The sequence below is a fragment of the Streptomyces sp. 15-116A genome (assembly GCF_025290915.1).
GTDB lineage: Bacteria > Actinomycetota > Actinomycetes > Streptomycetales > Streptomycetaceae > Streptomyces.
Genome location: NZ_JAOCQE010000050.1, coordinates 1 through 19251, shown reverse-complemented (window position 1 = coordinate 19251; position 19251 = coordinate 1). Strand labels below are relative to the sequence as shown.

At 71.1% G+C, this 19251-nt stretch carries 15 protein-coding genes; 14 read left to right on the top strand and 1 reads right to left on the bottom strand.

Annotation, left to right across the window (positions count from 1 at the left end):
- The first annotated feature begins 118 nt into the window (after positions 1 to 118).
- The gene (locus N4P33_RS11875; protein ID WP_260826330.1) at positions 119 to 538 is read left to right on the top strand and encodes a ubiquinol-cytochrome c reductase iron-sulfur subunit; all 420 of its coding nucleotides are present in this window, start codon (positions 119 to 121) and stop codon (positions 536 to 538) included.
- 90 nt (positions 539 to 628) lie between these two features.
- Here N4P33_RS11875 and N4P33_RS11870 read toward each other — a convergent pair whose 3' ends face one another.
- Positions 629 to 1579 carry a hypothetical protein gene (locus tag N4P33_RS11870; RefSeq protein ID WP_260826329.1) on the bottom strand — a complete coding sequence of 317 codons (951 nt, stop codon included), beginning with the start codon at positions 1577 to 1579 and terminating at the stop codon, positions 629 to 631.
- 597 nt (positions 1580 to 2176) lie between these two features.
- Here N4P33_RS11870 and uvrC point away from each other — a divergent pair.
- The 13 genes from uvrC (at position 2177) to N4P33_RS11805 (ending at position 19040) form a co-directional block, all read left to right on the top strand.
- Complete coding sequence (gene uvrC / locus N4P33_RS11865; RefSeq protein ID WP_260826328.1) at positions 2177 to 4264, top strand: excinuclease ABC subunit UvrC; 2088 nt, start codon at positions 2177 to 2179, stop codon at positions 4262 to 4264.
- Positions 4261 to 5265, top strand: coding sequence for an RNase adapter RapZ (rapZ, locus tag N4P33_RS11860; RefSeq protein ID WP_260826327.1), 1005 nt, complete (start codon positions 4261 to 4263; stop codon positions 5263 to 5265). Before uvrC ends, rapZ begins: the two co-directional genes overlap by 4 nt.
- Entirely contained in the window at positions 5262 to 6329 is a 1068-nt protein-coding gene (gene yvcK, locus N4P33_RS11855) for a uridine diphosphate-N-acetylglucosamine-binding protein YvcK (RefSeq protein WP_260826326.1), read from the top strand. The genes rapZ and yvcK overlap by 4 nt, the downstream gene beginning before the upstream one ends.
- Complete coding sequence (whiA, locus tag N4P33_RS11850; RefSeq protein WP_086170825.1) at positions 6320 to 7309, top strand: DNA-binding protein WhiA; 990 nt, start codon at positions 6320 to 6322, stop codon at positions 7307 to 7309. Before yvcK ends, whiA begins: the two co-directional genes overlap by 10 nt.
- Positions 7310 to 7486: 177 nt before the next feature.
- Positions 7487 to 10441: a M14 family metallopeptidase gene (locus tag N4P33_RS11845; RefSeq protein WP_260826325.1), complete on the top strand. Its 2955-nt coding sequence runs from the start codon at positions 7487 to 7489 to the stop codon at positions 10439 to 10441.
- A 252-nt stretch (positions 10442 to 10693) separates the two neighbouring features.
- On the top strand, positions 10694 to 11701 hold the full coding sequence (gene gap, locus N4P33_RS11840; RefSeq protein WP_260826324.1) for a type I glyceraldehyde-3-phosphate dehydrogenase: 1008 nt from the start codon (positions 10694 to 10696) through the stop codon (positions 11699 to 11701).
- A gap of 148 nt (positions 11702 to 11849) precedes the next feature.
- A complete protein-coding gene (locus N4P33_RS11835) occupies positions 11850 to 13061 on the top strand; it encodes a phosphoglycerate kinase (RefSeq protein ID WP_260826323.1) in 1212 nt (403 codons plus the stop codon).
- A 6-nt stretch (positions 13062 to 13067) separates the two neighbouring features.
- Positions 13068 to 13844: a triose-phosphate isomerase gene (gene tpiA / locus N4P33_RS11830; RefSeq protein WP_260826322.1), complete on the top strand. Its 777-nt coding sequence runs from the start codon at positions 13068 to 13070 to the stop codon at positions 13842 to 13844.
- Between the two features lie 122 nt (positions 13845 to 13966).
- Positions 13967 to 14197, top strand: a complete 231-nt coding sequence (gene secG / locus N4P33_RS11825; RefSeq protein ID WP_190096015.1) for a preprotein translocase subunit SecG — start codon at positions 13967 to 13969, stop codon at positions 14195 to 14197.
- Positions 14198 to 14430: 233 nt separating this feature from the next.
- Positions 14431 to 14766 carry an RNA polymerase-binding protein RbpA gene (locus N4P33_RS11820; RefSeq protein ID WP_078066843.1) on the top strand — a complete coding sequence of 112 codons (336 nt, stop codon included), beginning with the start codon at positions 14431 to 14433 and terminating at the stop codon, positions 14764 to 14766.
- A gap of 136 nt (positions 14767 to 14902) precedes the next feature.
- The gene (locus tag N4P33_RS11815) at positions 14903 to 16171 is read left to right on the top strand and encodes an MFS transporter (protein ID WP_260826321.1); all 1269 of its coding nucleotides are present in this window, start codon (positions 14903 to 14905) and stop codon (positions 16169 to 16171) included.
- 72 nt (positions 16172 to 16243) lie between these two features.
- Positions 16244 to 17896, top strand: coding sequence for a glucose-6-phosphate isomerase (gene pgi / locus N4P33_RS11810; RefSeq protein WP_260826320.1), 1653 nt, complete (start codon positions 16244 to 16246; stop codon positions 17894 to 17896).
- Between the two features lie 112 nt (positions 17897 to 18008).
- Complete coding sequence (locus tag N4P33_RS11805) at positions 18009 to 19040, top strand: hypothetical protein (protein WP_260826319.1); 1032 nt, start codon at positions 18009 to 18011, stop codon at positions 19038 to 19040.
- The last annotated feature ends 211 nt before the right edge of the window (positions 19041 to 19251 follow it).

The window sequence follows — 19251 nt, the reverse complement described above, 5'->3', positions numbered from 1 at the left end:
GGACGCACGCGAGGGCGCTCCAGGATAGGCAGGAGCGGGGGCGGTGCCACCCGCCCGCATACCCCCTGATCACGCCCGGTATCGTCCCGATGTCCCGCCCTCGATCCTGGAGCACCGCATGCCCGGCCGACCCACCGCGAGCCGCCGTACCGTCCTGCGCGGCGTCGCCCTCACCCCCGTGGCCGGACTGGGCCTCACCGCCTGCGCCGGCGCCGAGGACAAGCCCGCGCGGCCGGCCGGACCGGTCGAGCTCGGCGCCGAGAGCGAGGTCGCCCGGGGGAGCGCCAAGCTGTACCGGGATCACAACGTGGTGGTCAGCCGGGGCGAGGACGGCTCCCTCGCGGCGTACAGCACCATCTGCACGCACGCGCGGTGTGCCATCAACAAGCTGGAGGGGACGAAGCTGATCTGCCCCTGCCACGGCAGCGAGTTCGACGCCACCAACGGCAAGGTGCTGCGCGAACCGGCCGTGGCACCGCTGATGAAGCTCACCGTCGAGGTCGCCAACGGCACGATCGTCGCGAGGCCGGACGCCTGAGCGCGGCAGCGGCGGTCCGGGCACCGGGGGTCCCCGTGCCCGTTTCCTGCCGCCCGCGTGCCCGTGACGTGCCCGCCGCCTCCGGAGCGTTCACTCCCAGTCCCAGGCGATCCCCAGGAACCCCGACCGCACGCGCGGTTCGACCAGGTGCACCGAATGGTGACGCCCGCTGAGCGCGAGTTCCTGGCGCCCCGCGCGCGGGGCGGCCGCTGACTGCTGCGTGAACCGGTGGCAGCGCACCGGGAGCGCACCGGCGTCGAAGCACACCTGGAGGGCGTACTGGCCGCCGGGGGAGTCCGTACCGCGCACGTACTCGTGCGAGACCCCGGCCGTGCCGTCCTCGACGGCGTAGCGGAAGAGGAAGGTGTCACCGGCCCGCAGCCGGGTGTCGAAGAGCAGCTCGGCGGCGAGCACACCGGAGTCGTCGTGTCGGCGCACCCGGCCGACCAGGCAGTTCTCCACGGCGTGCACGGTCATCCGCTCGGGCGTGCAGCCCGGGTCGCCGTGGTGGACGGCCACGAAGCGGTCGACGCCGTCGCGGTGGGCGCGCACGATGTGGTGCGACTCGCGCCCCGCCAGTTCGCGGCGCGCCCCGATCCGCACCCGCTCGTGCAGCCCCAGGGTGTGCAGCCCGCTGCCCCGCGGGGCGCCCAGCTCGCCCAGGAGCCGGTCAACGACGCCCGTGGCCTCGACGAGGGAGCGGTAGGACCGGCCCCCGGAGCGGCCCGCCGGGTCCTCGCCGGAGCCGGACTCGGCGAGCAGCCGGATCAGTGACTCCTCGGGCAGCTGGAGTATCTCCTCCAGCGCCCGTACGGCACGCAACGACTCCGGGCGCTGAGGGCGCCGGGCGCCCTGCTGCCAGTAGCTCAGGCTCGTGACGCCCACCTTCACGCCGTGGCGCGAGAGATGGTGCTGCACGCGCTGCAGAGGCAGCCCGCGTGCGGCGATCGCGGCCCGCAGGGCGACGTGGAAGGGGCCGCCGCGCAGGGCCGAGTCCAGTTCCACGGTGGCGACGTCCGCGTGCGATGTGGCGTGCGGCATGCAGGGGCCTTTCTGTGAATGTCCACAACGGCTGGTCAGACCGTTCGCGCGGGGCACCCCGGGCCGTCCCCGTCGGCGCGCGGCGGAGTCTTCACATCCGTACGCGGCCGTTCAGGTCCCCGAGTTCCCCCGCATTGAAGCGTGTTGACCTAGCCCCGACAACACCTGAGCCCCAACAGCGACACACATCGGCGAGGACCGGCCTACGCGCGGCCGCTCCCCGGCGTGCCGATGGCCTACGCGCGGCCGCTCCCGTCACCGTCCCGTGCGGTGAGGCGCTTGGCGCGCACGATGTCCGGGTCGCGTGGATCGAGGGACGCCCGCAGCGAGGACGGTCCCTGCGCGGAGCCGTGAGCGGGTGTCTCGTCCTCGTATCGTCGGTTTCGGGCCGGCTGTCGTGTCTTCTCGATCCGCGTCCGTCGCATCCGACCGCCCTTCGTCCGTGACCGCCCGACGCTCGCCGAAGGACGGAACCCCCACCTTCCCGCTCGCCACCGCTCGTAACCTTCCGAGGACCTGGCCAGGACCCCACGGACTCACGAAGCGGCTGTCCACAGGCCCGCCGGAGTGTCGGTCCCCGCCAGTAGGGTGTGACTCATGGCCGACCCCTCCAGCTACCGCCCCAAACCGGGCGAGATCCCCGACTCGCCGGGGGTCTACCGGTTCCGTGACGAGCACCGCCGGGTGATCTACGTCGGAAAGGCGAAGAGCCTGCGTCAGCGCCTGGCGAACTACTTCCAGGACCTCGCCGGGCTGCACCCGCGTACCCGCTCCATGGTGACGACGGCCGCGTCCGTGGAGTGGACGGTGGTGTCCACGGAGGTCGAGGCGCTCCAGCTGGAGTACTCCTGGATCAAGGAGTACGACCCCCGGTTCAACGTCAAGTACCGCGACGACAAGAGCTATCCGTACCTCGCGGTGACGATGAACGAGGAGTTCCCGCGCGTGCAGGTGATGCGCGGTCACAAGAAGAAGGGCGTGCGGTACTTCGGGCCGTACGCGCACGCGTGGGCGATCCGCGACACCGTCGACCTGCTGCTGCGGGTGTTCCCGGTGCGTACGTGCTCGGCCGGCGTGTTCAAGAACGCCGCGCGCACCGGCCGCCCTTGTCTGCTCGGCTACATCGGCAAGTGCTCGGCGCCCTGCGTGGACCGGATCTCCGCCGAGGAGCACCGCGAACTGGCCGAGGAGTTCTGCGACTTCATGACCGGCCGTACGGGCACGTACATCCGCCGGCTGGAGAAGCAGATGACCGAGGCGGCCGAGGAGATGGAGTACGAGCGGGCCGCCCGCCTGCGCGACGACATCGAGGCCCTGAAGAAGGCCATGGAGAAGAACGCGGTCGTGCTCGCCGACGCGACCGACGCCGACCTGATCGCGGTCGCCGAGGACGAGCTGGAGGCGGCCGTCCAGATCTTCCATGTGCGCGGCGGACGGGTGCGCGGACAGCGCGGCTGGGTCACCGACAAGGTGGAGGAGATCACCACCGGCGCCCTGGTCGAGCACGCCCTGCAGCAGCTCTACGGCGAGGAGACCGGGGACGCTGTCCCCAGGGAGGTCCTGGTCCCCGCCCTGCCCGACCCGGTGGAGCCGGTCCAGCAGTGGCTGACCGAGCGCCGGGGCTCGGGCGTCTCGCTGCGCATCCCGCAGCGCGGCGACAAGAAGGCGCTGATGGAGACCGTGCAGCGCAACGCCCAGCAGGCGCTCGTGCTGCACAAGACCAAGCGCGCCTCCGACCTCACCACCCGCTCTCGTGCGCTGGAGGAGATCGCCGACGCCCTCGACCTGGACAGCGCCCCGCTGCGGATCGAGTGCTACGACATCTCCCACCTGCAAGGCGACGACGTGGTGGCCTCCATGGTGGTCTTCGAGGACGGGCTGGCCCGGAAGAGCGAGTACCGCCGGTTTCAGATCAAGGGCTTCGCCGGACAGGACGATGTCCGTTCCATGCACGAGGTGATCACCCGCCGCTTCCGGCGCTATCTCGCCGAGAAGGAGCGGACGGGGGAGTGGACCGACGGGGAGAACGGCGCCGAGGGCGAGGCCCCCGACGGCCTCACCGAGCCGCCCGCGAGCACGCTGACCGAGGACGACGGCCGGCCCAAGCGCTTCGCCTACCCGCCCCAGCTCGTCGTCGTCGACGGCGGCGCCCCCCAGGTCGCGGCGGCCCAGCGGGCGCTGGACGAGCTGGGCATCGACGACATCGCCGTGTGCGGTCTCGCCAAGCGCCTGGAGGATGTGTGGCTGCCGGGCGACGACGACCCGGTGGTGCTGCCCCGCACCAGCGAGGGCCTGTATCTGCTCCAGCGCGTACGCGACGAGGCGCACCGCTTCGCCATCACCTACCAGCGCACCAAGCGGGCCAAGCGCTTCCGCGCCGGCCCGCTGGACGACGTGCCCGGACTCGGCGAGACCCGCAAGCAGGCGCTGATCAAGCACTTCGGTTCGGTGAAGCGGCTGCGATCGGCGACAATCGAGCAGATCTGTGAGGTTCCGGGCATAGGCCGCAAGACGGCCGAGACCATTGCCGCGGCCCTCGCCCGGGCGGCACCCGCCGCGCCCGCCGTGAACACGGCAACGGGCGAGATCATGGAAGACATGGAAGAACCCGGCCAGGACTCGGGTTCTCCCGGGGAGCCCGTGTCCGCGGGCGCCCCGGACGAACGACGGGGGCAGGAGAGATGACCGAGCACGAGACAGGGCCCGGAGCGGACCGAGAACAGGCGCAGCGGGAGCCCCACGCGGACGACACCCGCCGGGACGCACGCCACGACGACGGAGCACAGGTGAACACGGGCAACGACAAGGCCGGGCCGGCCGAGGCGGCCATCCCCGAGCTGGTGATCATCTCCGGCATGTCCGGGGCCGGCCGCTCGACGGCCGCGAAGTGCCTGGAGGACCTCGGCTGGTTCGTCGTCGACAACCTGCCGCCCGCGCTGATCCCCACCATGGTGGAGCTCGGCGCGCGCTCCCAGGGCAACGTGGCGCGGATCGCCGTCGTCGTCGACGTCCGCGGCCGGCGCTTCTTCGACAACCTGCGCGAGTCCCTCGCCGACCTCGACGCCCGCGGCGTCACCCGGCGGATCGTCTTCCTGGAGTCCTCCGACGACGCCCTGGTGCGCCGCTTCGAGTCGGTGCGCCGCCCGCACCCCCTCCAGGGCGACGGCCGCATCGTCGACGGCATCGCCGCCGAGCGGGAGCTGCTGCGCGAGCTGCGCGGCGACGCCGACCTGGTGATCGACACCTCCAGCCTCAACGTGCACGAGCTGCGCGCCAAGATGGACGCCCAGTTCGCCGGCGAGGAGGAGCCAGAGCTGCGGGCCACCGTCATGTCCTTCGGCTTCAAGTACGGCCTCCCGGTCGACGCCGACCTGGTCGTGGACATGCGGTTCCTGCCCAACCCGCACTGGGTGCCCGAGCTGCGCCCGTTCACCGGGCTCAACGAGGAGGTGGCGTCGTACGTCTTCAACCAGCCCGGCGCCAAGGAATTCCTCGACCGCTACGCCGAGCTGCTGCGGCTCGTTGCCGCGGGCTACCGTCGTGAGGGCAAGCGCTATGTGACCATCGCCGTCGGCTGCACCGGCGGCAAGCACCGGTCGGTCGCCATGTCGGAGAAGCTGGCCGCGCGGCTCGGCGCCGAGGGCGTGGAGACGGTGGTCGTCCACCGGGACATGGGACGGGAATGACACGACGTACTCCCCGGCTGAGCCGGCTGCGCCGCGCGGTGCCCGAAGGGCGTGCCGGCCGGCCGGTCGAGGCCCGCGGCGCCAGACCGCGCCGCAGGGGCGCTCAGCCCAAGGTGGTGGCACTCGGCGGCGGCATGGGCCTGTCCGCCTCGCTCGCCGCGCTGCGCCGGATCACCGGCGACCTCACCGCCGTCGTCACCGTCGCCGACGACGGCGGCTCCAGCGGGCGCCTGCGCGACGAGCTGGGCGTGCTGCCGCCCGGTGACCTGCGCAAGGCGCTGGCCGCGCTGTGCGGCGACGACGACTGGGGCCAGACCTGGGCCCGGGTCATCCAGCACCGCTTCCAGTCCAAGGGCGATCTGCATGAACACGCGGTCGGCAATCTGCTGATCGTCGCCCTGTGGGAGCAGCTCGGCGACCACGTCAAGGCGCTGGACCTGGTGGGCCGGCTGCTCGGCGCGCACGGGCGCGTGCTGCCCATGTCCGCGGTGCCGCTGGAGCTCCAGGCCCGGGTGCTGGGGCACGACCCCGAGCGCCCGGACGAGGTGGACACCGTGCGCGGGCAGGCCACGGTCGCCCTCACCCCCGGCGAGGTGCAGTCCGTGCACCTCGTGCCGAACGACCCGCCGGCCGTCCCCGAGGCCGTCGAGGCGGTCCTGGACGCCGACTGGGTGGTCCTCGGCCCCGGCTCCTGGTTCTCCTCGGTCATCCCGCACCTGCTGGTGCCCGAGCTGCGGGACGCCCTCATCGAGACCAAGGCCCGCCGGGTACTCTCCCTGAACCTCGCCCCGCAGCCCGGAGAAACCGAGGGCTTCTCCCCGCAGCGTCATTTGGAGGTTTTGGGACGACACGCCCCTAAACTCGCCCTGGACGTGGTGCTGGCCGACGAGGCCGCCGTGCCCGACCGCGATTCGCTCACCGACGCCGCCCAGCGGTTCGGCGCCGCGGTCGAGCTGGCGCCGGTGGCCCGGCCCGACGGAAGCCCCCGGCACGACCCGGAGCTGCTGGCCGCCGCGTACGACCGTATTTTTCGGATGCATGGAAGGATCGGCCCATGGCGATGACGGCAGCGGTGAAGGACGAGATCTCCCGGCTCCCCGTCACCCGGACCTGCTGCAGAAAGGCGGAGGTCTCCGCCATTCTGCGGTTCGCCGGCGGCCTCCACCTGGTGAGCGGTCGCATCGTGATCGAGGCGGAGCTGGACACCGCCATGGCGGCCCGCCGCCTCAAGCGGGACATCCTGGAGATCTTCGGCCACAGCTCCGAACTGATCGTGATGGCCCCCGGCGGACTGCGCCGCGGCTCGCGCTACGTCGTCCGCGTGGTCGCGGGCGGGGACCAGCTGGCCCGGCAGACCGGCCTGGTGGACGGCCGGGGCCGCCCGATCCGGGGCCTGCCCCCGCAGGTGGTCTCCGGGGCCACCTGCGACGCCGAGGCCGCCTGGCGCGGGGCCTTCCTGGCACACGGCTCGCTCACCGAGCCGGGCCGCTCCTCCTCCCTGGAGGTGACCTGCCCCGGACCGGAGGCGGCCCTCGCCCTGGTCGGCGCCGCCCGCCGGCTGTCGATCGCCGCCAAGGCCCGCGAGGTGCGCGGAGTGGACCGGGTCGTCGTCCGTGACGGTGATGCCATCGGCGCGCTGTTGACGCGGCTCGGCGCGCACGAGTCGGTGCTGGCCTGGGAGGAGCGCCGGATGCGCCGCGAGGTGCGGGCCACGGCGAACCGCCTCGCCAACTTCGACGACGCCAACCTGCGCCGCTCCGCCCGCGCGGCCGTTGCCGCGGGCGCCCGGGTGCAGCGCGCGCTGGAGATCCTCGGTGACGACGTCCCCGAGCACCTCGCCGCGGCCGGGCGGCTGCGCATGGAGCACAAGCAGGCATCCCTGGAGGAGCTGGGCGCGCTCGCCGACCCGCCGCTCACCAAGGACGCCGTCGCCGGACGCATCCGCCGGCTGCTCGCCATGGCCGACAAGCGCGCCGCCGACCTCGGCATCCCGGGCACGGAGGCCAATCTCTCCGAGGAGCTGGCCGACAACCTCGCGGGCTGACGACCTCGCGGGCCGACAGCCTCGCGCCTGACACGCGATCAACCAGCCGGTGCCGACGCCCACTTGGGTGAACGGCACCGGCTGTCGCGTGTCGCGAAGGCGCCCTTGACTCGATCATGAAGTGTCATGAGCCTGGCATCCGTTCGCTGCTGTGGCGGACCCACCCTAGGGGGGTTCATGAGACGAAGAGCGAGATCGATCCTCGCTGTCGGCGCGCTCCTCATCGGCGGAGCGGGCTTCGCACCCGTCGCCCAGGCACAACCGGCAGGCCCACCGGCCGCCGAGAACGACGAGGTCAAGGTCTTCCGGGCCGTCGTCACCAGCAAGCAGGTACCGCTGCTGCTGGCCGCCGGCCAGGACGGCCACGAACTCGGTGAGCAGGTCCCCGACCAGGGCACCGCCACCGTCGAGGTCTACCTCACCACCGGGCAGGCCGAGAAACTCGAGAAACAGGGCGTGGAGCTCACCGAGCACAGGATCTCCGCCCGCGCGAAGACCCGGGTCGAGGACGCCGCCGAGGGCGTGTTCCGCCCGTACAGCGGCAGGGGCGGCCTGAGGGAGGAGATCCTCCGCACCGCCCAGAAGCACCCCGACCTCACCAAGGTCGTCTCCATCGGCAAGACCATCAAGGGCCAGGACATCCTCGCCCTGAAGCTCACCAAGAAGGCGAAGAAGACCAAGGACGGATCCAAGCCCGCCGTCCTCTACATGTCCAACCAGCACGCGCGCGAGTGGATCACCCCGGAGATGACCCGGCGGCTGATGCACCACTACCTGGACACGTACAGGACGGACAAGCGCGTCCAGCGGATCGTCGACTCCACCGAGCTGTGGTTCGTCCTGTCGGCCAACCCCGACGGCTACGACTACACCTTCGCCGACGACGCCAACCGCCTGTGGCGCAAGAACCTCCGCGACGTCAACGGCGACGGCACCATCAGCACCGGCGACGGTGTCGACCTCAACCGCAACTTCGCCTACAAGTGGGGCTACGACGACGAGGGTTCGTCCCCCAACCCCACCAGCCAGACCTACCGCGGCGCGAGCCCCGGCTCCGAGCCCGAGACCAAGGCGATCGACGCCTTCCAGAAGCGCATCGGCTTCGCCTACGGCATCAACTACCACTCCGCCGCCGAACTCCTCCTCTACGGCGTCGGCTGGCAGGTCGCCACCCCCACCCCCGACGACGTCCTCTACAAGGCGCTCGCCGGCACGCCCGGGAACTCGGCGATCCCCGGCTACCACCCGCAGCTGTCCTCCGAGCTGTACACCACCAACGGCGAGGCCGACGGACACGCGGCCAACGTCAACGGCATGGCGATGTTCACCCCGGAGATGTCGACCTGTCAGTCCGCCTCGGAGGTCGACCCGGACGACGCCTGGAAGCCCGGCGACTGCCGCTCGATCTTCACCTTCCCGGACGACGAGAAGCTGATCCAGCAGGAGTTCGCCAAGAACATCCCGTTCGCCCTCTCCGTCGCCGAGAGCGCCTCGAACCCCGACCAGCCGAAGTCCTCGGTCGGTCTGAAGGCCGCCGACTTCACCCCGGCCGCCTTCGGCACGTCGTACGCGCGCGGCGGCGACCAGGAGGTCTCCGTCGTCGTCCGCAAGGCCGTGCGCGACAAGGAGCTCAAGTACCGGATCGACGGCGGCCGTACGCGGGACGCGGACCTCAGGGCCTTCAAGGGCGGCGAGCGGTTCGGCGGCGAGGACAACCTGTACTTCGACGAGTACCGAGCCAGGGTGAAGGGCGCCCGTCCCGGTGACCGGGTGGAGGTGTGGTTCACCGGCGAGGCCAAGGGCGGCCGGGACGTCTCCAGCGAGCGCTTCACCTACACGGTGGCCGAACGCCCCCGCGCGGACATCCTCGTCGTCGCCGAGGAGGGCGCCAGGGCCACGCAGGCGCAGAAGTACGTCGACGCGCTCAAGGCGAACGGCGAGCGGGCCGTGGTGTGGGACGTCGCCGAGCTGGGCGCGCCCGACGCGCTCGGCGTGCTGAGCCACTTCGACACCGTGGTCCACTACACCGGCGCGGCCACCCCGGGCGTCGCGACCCAGCTCCAGCTGCGGGCCTTCCTCAACGAGGGCGGCCGGCTGATCGAGGCGGGCGAGCAGGCCGGCGGCTCCGTCGACCTCGGCGGCGGCACCCTGTCCGACGACTTCAGCCAGTACTACCTGGGCGCCTACACCCGCAGCGCGACCTCCGGCGCCACCGGCTTCACCGGCTCCGGAAAGCTGGGCGGCTTCACCGGGGCGCTCGGCGAGGCGCCGGGCAACCCGCTGGACAAGGCCGGCACCTACGGCGTCACCTCCGACGAGCTGCCCGCCGACAGGTACCCGCAGTTCGCGAGCGCCGGCGCGGGCGAGTTCCCGGGGACGGTCAACCCGTACGGCCCGTACGCGGGCTCGTACATGGCCGCCGCCGTCCACACCGACGACGGCTACAAGCGCCTCACCAGAACCATCGACCTCACGGGCACCAGCGCGGCCGACCGGCCCACCCTGCGCACCCAGCTGCTGTGGGACACCGAGCCGGGCTACGACAATGTCATCGTCGAGGCGCACACCGCCGGAGCCGACGACTGGACGACCCTGCCCGAGGCGGGCGGCGCGACCCGCACCACCGTGCCCGCCGAGTGCGAGGGCGGCTTCTACGTCGGGGAACACCCCTGGCTGGAGCACTACCTGACCGTCGCCGACAGCGGCTGCACCGCGACCGGGACCACCGGCTCCTGGAACAGCCTCACCGGCTCCTCCGGCGGCTGGCAGCAGGTGAACTTCGACCTGAGCGCCTACGCCGGCAAGACGGTCGAGGTGTCGATCAGTTACGTCACCGACCCGGGCAGCGGCGGCCACGGCGCCCTCGCCGACGAGGCCTCCCTGGTCGTCGGCGGCACGGCGAGCGAGACCGAGGGCTTCGAGACCTCCCTCGGCGCCTGGAAGGTCACCGGGCCGCCCGCGGGCAGCCCCGCCGTGCTGAAGGACTGGACGCGCACCGGCGCGCTGTTCCGGACCTACGCGGCCGTCACCACCGACGACACCGTGCTGCTGGGCTTCGGCCTGGAGCACCTCACCTCGGCCGCCGACCGGGCGGCCCTGCTGCGCAAGGCACTCGCCGCGCTCGACACATGAGCACCGGCGGCGACAGATGAACAGCGCGACCCGCACACCCCCATAACCGGCCATTTCGACTGAACGGGAGTGACGAGAACCACGCGGACCTGGGCGATCCGTACCCTACTGACGGGTACGGATCGCCCTGCCGGGTATGGGGCAACTCGATGTCACGACCAGGGCCCCGGAGAGGTAGGGTCGGGGGTGGTCGGGGACATCCCAAAACAGCTCGCCGGCACTGAGCCGGCGTACCAACGAGGAGATCGGTTCGTGACGATCCGCGTAGGCATCAACGGGTTTGGCCGCATCGGTCGCAACTACTTCCGGGCACTGCTGGAACAGGGCGCCGACATCGAGATCGTGGCTGTCAACGACCTGGGTGACACCGCGACCACCGCACACCTGCTGAAGTACGACACCATCCTGGGCCGCCTCAAGCAGGAGGTCTCCCACACCGCCGACACGATCACCGTCGACGGCAAGACGATCAAGGTGCTCTCCGAGCGCAACCCCGCCGACATCCCCTGGGGCGAACTGGGCGTCGACATCGTCATCGAGTCGACCGGCATCTTCACCAAGAAGGAAGACGCCGCCAAGCACCTCGCCGGCGGCGCCAAGAAGGTCCTCATCTCGGCCCCCGCCAAGGACGAGGACATCACCATCGTCATGGGCGTCAACCAGGACAAGTACGACCCGGCGAACCACCACGTCATCTCCAACGCCTCCTGCACCACCAACTGCGTGGCGCCGATGGCGAAGGTCCTCGACGAGAACTTCGGCATCGTCAAGGGTCTGATGACGACGGTGCACGCCTACACCAACGACCAGCGCATCCTGGACTTCCCGCACAAGGACCTGCGTCGCGCGCGTGCCGCCGCCGAGAACATCATCCCCACCACCACGGGTGCCGCCAAGGCGACCGCCCTGGTGCTGCCGCAGCTCAAGGGCAAGCTGGACGGCATCGCGATGCGCGTCCCGGTCCCGACCGGCTCGGTCACCGACCTGGTGCTGGAACTCGGCCGCGAGGTCACCAAGGAAGAGGTCAACGCTGCCTTCCAGAAGGCCGCCGAGGGTGAGCTCAAGGGCCTGCTCGACTACACCGAGGACCCGATCGTCTCCTCCGACATCGTCAACTCCCCGGCGTCCTGCACCTTCGACTCCTCCCTGACCATGGTCCAGGAGGGCAAGAACGTGAAGGTCATCGGCTGGTACGACAATGAGTGGGGTTACTCCAACCGCCTCGTGGACCTCACGGTCTTCGTCGGCAACCAGCTCTGATCGCACTGCGGGCAGCCTGATATGAGTTGCAGGGCTCGGTCGGCGCACCAACGCGCCGTCCGGGCCCTGACGCACGTATCGGAGCAGTCGCCCTCTTTCGATCACGAGCGATCACGAGCGAACACGAGCTCTAGCAGGGAGCCCTCTCATGAAGACGATCGACGAACTCCTCTCCGAAGGGGTCGCGGGCAAGCGGGTCTTCGTCCGCGCCGACCTCAACGTGCCGCTGGACGGCACCACCATCACCGACGACGGCCGCATCCGCGCCGTGCTGCCCACCGTCAAGGCCCTCGCCGACGCGGGCGCCCGCGTGGTCGTCGCCTCGCACCTGGGCCGCCCCAAGGGCGCCCCGGACCCCGCCTTCTCGCTCGCCCCCGCCGCCGCCCGCCTCGGTGAACTCCTCGGCGCCGACGTGGCGTTCGCGACGGACACCGTCGGCGAGTCCGCCACCTCGACCGTCGCCGGCCTCGCCGGCGGCCAGGTCGCGGTCATCGAGAACCTGCGCTTCAACGCCGGCGAGACCAGCAAGGACGACGCCGAACGCGCCGCCTTCGCCGACCAGCTCGCCGCCCTCGCCGACGTCTACGTGGGTGACGGCTTCGGCGCGGTGCACCGGGGGCACGCCTCAGTCCTCGACCTGCCGAAGAAGCTCCCGCACTACGCCGGCCACCTCATCGCCACCGAGGTCGGCGTCCTGAAGAAGCTCACCGAGGACGTCAAGCGGCCCTACGTCGTCGCCCTCGGCGGCGCCAAGGTCTCGGACAAGCTCGCCGTCATCGACCAGCTGCTCGGCAAGGCCGACCGCCTCCTCATCGGCGGCGGCATGGCGTACACCTTCCTCAAGGCCAAGGGCTACGAGGTCGGCAAGTCGCTCCTCCAGGAGGACCAGATCCCGGTCGTCACGGAGTACATGGAGCGCGCCGAGAAGCAGGGCGTCGAACTGGTCCTGCCGGTCGACGCGCTGGTCGCCGCCGACTTCCCGGATCTGAAGACCAAGGCACCGGCCAACCCCACCGCCGTCGCCGCGGACGCCATCCCCGCCGACCAGGAGGGCCTGGACATCGGTCCGGAGACCCGCAAGCTCTACGCCTCGAAGCTCGCCGACGCGGCCACCGTCTTCTGGAACGGCCCCATGGGCGTCTTCGAGCACCCCGACTACGCCGAGGGCACCAAGGCGGTCGCCCAGGCCCTCCTCGACTCCCCGGGCTTCACCGTGGTCGGCGGTGGCGACTCCGCCGCGGCCGTCCGCACCCTGGGCTTCGACGAGACCGCATTCGGCCACATCTCGACCGGAGGCGGCGCCTCCCTCGAATACCTCGAGGGCAAGACGCTCCCCGGCCTCGCCGCACTGGAGGACTGACCCTTTATGAGCACGCGCACGCCGCTGATGGCGGGCAACTGGAAGATGAACCTCAACCACCTCGAGGCCATCGCGCACGTCCAGAAGCTCGCCTTCGCCCTGGCCGACAAGGACTACGAGGCCGTCGAGGTCGCCGTCCTGCCGCCCTTCACCGACCTGCGCTCCGTGCAGACCCTGGTCGACGGCGACAAGCTGAAGATCAAGTACGGCGCCCAGGACATCTCGGCCCAGGACTCCGGTGCCTACACCGGCGAGATCTCCGGCCCGATGCTGGCCAAGCTGAAGTGCACCTACGTCGCGATCGGGCACTCCGAGCGGCGCCAGTACCACGGCGAGACCGACGAGATCGTGAACGCCAAGGTCAAGGCCGCCTTCAAGCACGGGATCACCCCCATCCTGTGCGTCGGCGAGGAGCTGGAGGTCCGTGAGGCGGGCAACCACGTCTCCCACACGCTCACGCAGGTCGAGGGCGGCCTCAAGGACGTCCCCGCCGAGCAGGCCGAGACCATCGTGATCGCCTACGAGCCCGTCTGGGCCATCGGCACCGGCAAGGTCTGCGGCGCCGAGGACGCCCAGGAGGTCTGCGCCGCCATCCGCGGCAAGCTCGCCGAGCTGTACAGCCAGGACGTGGCCGACAAGATCCGCATCCAGTACGGCGGCTCCGTCAAGGCCGGCAACGTCGCCGAGATCATGGCGCAGGCCGACATCGACGGCGCCCTGGTCGGCGGCGCCTCCCTGGACGCCGACGAGTTCGTCAAGATCGTCCGCTTCCGCGACCAGTGAGCCGGAGGGCCGCGGCCGTGAGTATGCGGTAGCGGCGATCCGTCGTACCCTTGCGGGGTCCAGCAGAAGATGCTGGGCCCCGTCGTCCATCCGAATCCGAGGAAGTTGGTCCAGCCGTGGTTATGGGGTTCTCCATCGCCCTGATCGTCTTCAGCCTGCTGCTGATGCTGCTGGTGCTGATGCACAAGGGGAAGGGCGGCGGCCTCTCCGACATGTTCGGTGGTGGCATGCAGTCCTCCGTCGGCGGCTCCTCGGTCGCCGAGCGCAACCTCGACCGGATCACCGTCGTGGTCGGTCTGCTGTGGTTCGCGTGCATCGTGGCGCTCGGCATCATGATGAAGGTGAACAACTGAGCCGAGGCGCATACCGCACGCTTTTCGTGCGTATCCCCTCCGCATTCCGTACGTAAGGCCCCATGTTCGGTACGCGCGGCACCGCGCGGCCTATCATGGGGCTTGCGTCTGGGAGCGGGGCCTGTGTAACTCCAATCACTGGACGCGCGTTGGGCCTTACGTAGACTGAGGCGCTCGCAGCGAAGCGGAACGCCGACTCGCTTCGCGGCACCATCACGCAGGGAGTTACGACCGTGGCAAGTGGCAACGCGATCCGGGGAAGCCGGGTCGGGGCGGGGCCGATGGGCGAGGCCGAGCGCGGCGAGTCCGCGCCGCGGCTGCGCGTCTCCTTCTGGTGCTCCAACGGACACGAGACCCAGCCGAGCTTCGCCAGCGACGCGCAGGTGCCCGACACCTGGGACTGCCCCCGCTGTGGCTTTCCGGCCGGTCAGGACCGCGACAACCCGCCGGACCCGCCGCGCACCGAGCCCTACAAGACGCACCTCGCGTATGTACGGGAGCGGCGCAGCGACGCGGACGGCGAGGCGATCCTCGCCGAGGCGCTCGCCAAACTGCGGGGCGAGATCTAGTCATTGACGACCGGCCGGGCTCCTGAGAAACGCCTGGTCGCAGTCGTTTCTCCGGCCGCCGGCCGGAGAAGCTCGCGCATCGATTGTCAGTGGTGCCCTCTACGGTTTGTGAATCGGCGAACCGTGAGGGGGAGTTGTGACGACGATCGAGGCCGCGGGCACCTGTGCGCCCGCGTGGCGCGGGGGATTCGGACGGCTGTGGGCCGCGGCCACGCTGTCCAGCTTCGGCGACGCCCTGCGCACCGCCGCGCTGCCCCTGCTCGCCGTCACCCTGACCGACGAGCCCCTGCTCATCGCCTCCGTCACCGCCTGCGGCTATCTTCCCTGGATCGTCTTCGGCCTGCTCGGCGGCGCGGTCGCCGACCGGGTGGACCAGCGGCGGGCCATGTGGACGGTCGACGTGCTGCGCGGGCTGCTGGTCGCGGCGTTCGCCGTGGCCGTCGCGCTCGGCCACGCCTCCATCGGGCTGCTGATCGCCCTGGCGTTCACCCTGACCACCCTGCAGACCCTCTTCGACAACGCCGCCACCGCCCTGCTGCCCTCCCTGGTGCCCCGGGACGCCCTCGGCAGCGCCAACGCCCGCCTGATGACCGGCCAGCGCCTGGCCGGCGGACTGCTCGGCGGACCCGCCGTCCCGCTGCTGCTGACCGCAGGAGCCGCCGCGCCGTTCGCGGTCGACGCGGCCACCTATCTGCTGGCCGCCGCCCTGATCGCCTCACTGGCCGCCCCCGCGCCCGAGCGCACACCGAGACCCGCGGGCAGCACCCTGCGCCGGGAGATCGCCGAGGGTCTGCGCACCCTCGTAGGGGACCGGGCCCTGCGCGCACTGTGCGCGGCCACCGCGCTGTGCAACACCGGCATGGGCGCCCTCATCGCCACCCTGGTCATCCTGGTGACCGGCTGGCTCGACGCGGGCAGCACCGGCTACGCCGCCGCCCTGACCGCCTACACGGTCGGCAGCCTCGCCGGGGGAGCGGCCAACAGACGGCTGGTCGCCCGGCTCGGGCGGACGCGGGCCGTGCTCCTCGCGGGCAGCGCGCAGACGGCGGCGCTCGTCGCCATGGGATCGGTGCGCCACCTGGGCGTCCTGGTCGCCGCCCTGGCCGTCTTCGGGTTCATGGGCATGCTGTGGAACGTCAACACCACCACGCTGCTGCAGGCCCGCAGTCCCGCCGAGATGCTCGGCCGGGTCAGCTCCGCGCACCGCACCCTCGCGGTCGCCGGGGCGCCCCTGGGCGCGCTGCTCGGGGGAGCCGTGGCAGACGCGTGGGGGCCGAACACCCCGGCGCTGCTCGCGGCCTGCTTCTTCGTGCTGTCCGTCGCCGCGCTGATACCCGTGCGCCGGCCGGACGTACCTGTTGTTGCGCCGGACGACGGTGCCACGACAGCTCACGTCCACCGCTGATCAATTAGGTTGGGACCGGCAGCGGGGCAAGGTACGCAGCACAGGCAGCAAGGAAGAAGGCTGAAGTCCGAGATGAACGCAGACGGCCGTACCAGGCTCAACCAGACACCCGAGTGGAATGCCCTGGCCAAGCACCGTGAGGAACTCGGCGAGGTGCAGCTGCGCGAGCTGTTCGCCGCCGACCCCGGCCGCGGCACGGCATACTCCCTCCAGGTCGGTGACCTCTACATCGACTACTCGAAGCATCTGGTGACCGACGAGACGCTGGCGCTGTTGCGGGAGCTGGCGGCGGCGACGGATGTGTTCGGGTCGCGGGACGCCATGTTCCGCGGGGAGAAGATCAACACGACCGAGGGGCGGGCGGTGCTGCACACCGCGCTGCGCGCGCCGCGGGACGCGGTGGTCGAGGTCGACGGCGAGAACGTGGTGCCGGGTGTGCACGCGGTGCTGGAGAAGATGGCCGGCTTCGCCGAACGCGTGCGCTCCGGTGAGTGGACCGGTCACACCGGCCGGCGGATCCGCAACGTCGTCAACGTCGGGATCGGCGGATCGGATCTGGGCCCGGCCATGGCGTACGAGGCGCTGCGCGCCTATACCGCCCGGGATCTGACGTTCCGGTTCGTGTCCAACGTGGACGGGGCGGATCTGCACGAGGCGATCCGGGACCTGGACCCCGCGGAGACACTGTTCATCATCGCCTCCAAGACGTTCACCACCATCGAGACGGTCACCAACGCCACCTCCGCCCGGCAGTGGCTGCTGGACGCCCTCGGCGACGAAGCCGCCGTCGCCAAGCACTTCGTCGCCTTGTCGACGAACGCGGAGAAGGTCGCCGCGTTCGGGATCGACACGGCGAACATGTTCGAGTTCTGGGACTGGGTGGGCGGCCGGTACTCCTACGACTCGGCGATCGGCCTGTCGCTGATGATCGCCATCGGCCCGGACCGCTTCCGGGAGATGCTGGACGGGTTCCGGCTGGTCGACGAGCACTTCCGGACCGCGCCGGCGGAGGCCAACGCGCCGCTGCTGCTGGGCCTGCTGGGCGTCTGGTACAACAACTTCTTCGACGCGCAGTCGCACGCGGTACTGCCGTACTCGCACTACCTGTCGAAGTTCACCGCGTATCTGCAGCAGCTGGACATGGAGTCCAACGGCAAGTCGGTGGACCGTCAGGGCCGCCCGGTCGCCTGGCAGACGGGGCCGGTGGTGTGGGGCACGCCCGGGACCAACGGGCAGCACGCGTACTACCAGTTGATCCACCAGGGCACCAAGCTGATCCCGGCGGACTTCATCGGGTTCGCCGAGCCGGTCGCCGAGCTCGGTGACGAACTCAAGGCGCAGCACGACCTGCTGATGGCGAACTTCTTCGCGCAGACGCAGGCCCTCGCCTTCGGCAAGACGCCCGAGGAGGTACGGGCGGAGGGGGTGCCCGAGGAGCTGGTGGCGCACAAGACGTTCCGCGGCAACCATCCCACGACCACGATCCTGGCCCGGGAGCTGACGCCGTCGGTGCTGGGGCAGTTGGTCGCGCTCTACGAGCACAAGGTGTTCGTGCAGGGCGCCGTCTGGGACATCGACTCCTTCGACCAGTGGGGCGTGGAGCTGGGCAAGGTCCTGGCCAAGCGCATCGAACCCGCCCTCACCGAGGGGGCCGAGGTGCAGGGTCTGGACGCCTCGACCACGGCGCTCGTCGGCACCTACCGGGAGTTGCGCGGCCGTTCGTGAGCGCGGTGCGCGGAAGCGGGCGGCGGGGTGCCGTCCGCTTCCCGTAGAATCCCCGGCGATCAACAACCGGTCAGCAGCCGGTCAGCACGGCGATCGCTCGGGGGAGCACAAAGTGGCACGTACGCACGGTGGTTGGATCGGCGGGCCGCTGACGGCGCGGACCTTACTGAAGCCCCACAAGATCGCCCGCGCCGTGTTCCACCCCGTCTGGATCCCCGACTCGCTCGATCCGACGGTCGAACGGCTGAAGCGATTCCGGGTCATCGCCGGGGCGGTCGCCTCGCTCGGTGTCTACACCTTCATCGAGGGCGGCTTCGGCATCGACGAGCTGCTGGAGAACGCGCTGACCGCGGCCGCCGTGCTGCTGTTCCTCACCCCGCTGACGGTCGGCGTGATGCTGTTCGTGTGGCGGCGCACCGGTACCGCACGGCAGTTGCGCGTGCCGCTGCTGAACTCCCTCAAGCTGCTTCTGCTGTTCGTCGGCTGTGTCGTGGCGCTCGTGGTGATGGCGCAGGTGGTGAACACGTCGGCGGGCAATCCGCTGGTGATCCTGGGCGTGGGCGCGGTGATGATGTGGGGTCTCGTCTTCGTCGGCCAAGGGGCCTTCCGGGTCTGCGGCAACTTCTTCGGCACGGCCGCCGTGCACCGCTGTCTGCCGGCGCTGCTGGCCACGGTGACGAGCTGGCTCACCGCCCTTCCCGACCTGGTCACCGGGGACCTGCACGGGCTCAGCTTCACCATGGGCATCGTCTTCATCCTGGGCGCCCCGGTCACGGTCACGGCGATCGCCCTGGCGGAGACCGGCCGGCTGAAGCGCCGCTACGGCATCCGGCTGGGCACGCACCCCGCGAGCCTGCCGCCGATCCCGGCCCACCCGGCGCCGATGCCGCCGACGGGCCTGCCGCACGTGCCGCCCCAGGGCCACCCGTACGGCCACCCGCACCCCACGATGGGCGGCGGCACCCCGTACGCCCCGGGCCCTCAGCCCCCGTACATGCCGGGCGCGGGCGGCCATCCGTACGTCCCGGGCCCCGGCGGTCACCCCTACGCACCGGGCCCGGGCGGCGGACCCTACCAGCCCGGACCGCAGAACCCGTACGTCCCGCAGCCGCCGTATCCGCCGCAGAATCCCTACGGGGGCTGAGGGCCCGGCGCCGGGTTGGAGTCAGGCCACCGCGCTCAGCTTGTCCGTGTGGCGGCGGTTGACCGTCCGGGCGGGAGCCAGGACAGGACTCACGCCACCGCTCCTAGCGTGCCCCCGAGGCGGCGGGTCATGGAGGCAGGACCCGGCTCACGCCACCGCGCTCAGCGTGTCCGCGAGGCGGCGGCGGGCCGCGCGGGCGGCAGGCAGGGCG

Excerpts from the sequence above, each read along its gene's own strand:
- pgi (WP_260826320.1), top strand. The coding sequence starts at position 16,244 with ATGAACGCAGACGGCCGTACCAGGCTCAACCAGACACCCGAGTGGAAT.
- uvrC (WP_260826328.1), top strand. The coding sequence starts at position 2,177 with ATGGCCGACCCCTCCAGCTACCGCCCCAAACCGGGCGAGATCCCCGAC.
- whiA (WP_086170825.1), top strand. The coding sequence starts at position 6,320 with ATGGCGATGACGGCAGCGGTGAAGGACGAGATCTCCCGGCTCCCCGTC.
- yvcK (WP_260826326.1), top strand. The coding sequence starts at position 5,262 with ATGACACGACGTACTCCCCGGCTGAGCCGGCTGCGCCGCGCGGTGCCC.
- N4P33_RS11870 (WP_260826329.1), bottom strand. The coding sequence starts at position 1,579 with ATGCCGCACGCCACATCGCACGCGGACGTCGCCACCGTGGAACTGGAC.
- N4P33_RS11835 (WP_260826323.1), top strand. The coding sequence starts at position 11,850 with ATGAAGACGATCGACGAACTCCTCTCCGAAGGGGTCGCGGGCAAGCGG.
- N4P33_RS11875 (WP_260826330.1), top strand. The coding sequence starts at position 119 with ATGCCCGGCCGACCCACCGCGAGCCGCCGTACCGTCCTGCGCGGCGTC.
- secG (WP_190096015.1), top strand. The coding sequence starts at position 13,967 with ATGGGGTTCTCCATCGCCCTGATCGTCTTCAGCCTGCTGCTGATGCTG.
- tpiA (WP_260826322.1), top strand. The coding sequence starts at position 13,068 with ATGAGCACGCGCACGCCGCTGATGGCGGGCAACTGGAAGATGAACCTC.
- rapZ (WP_260826327.1), top strand. The coding sequence starts at position 4,261 with ATGACCGAGCACGAGACAGGGCCCGGAGCGGACCGAGAACAGGCGCAG.
- N4P33_RS11845 (WP_260826325.1), top strand. The coding sequence starts at position 7,487 with ATGAGACGAAGAGCGAGATCGATCCTCGCTGTCGGCGCGCTCCTCATC.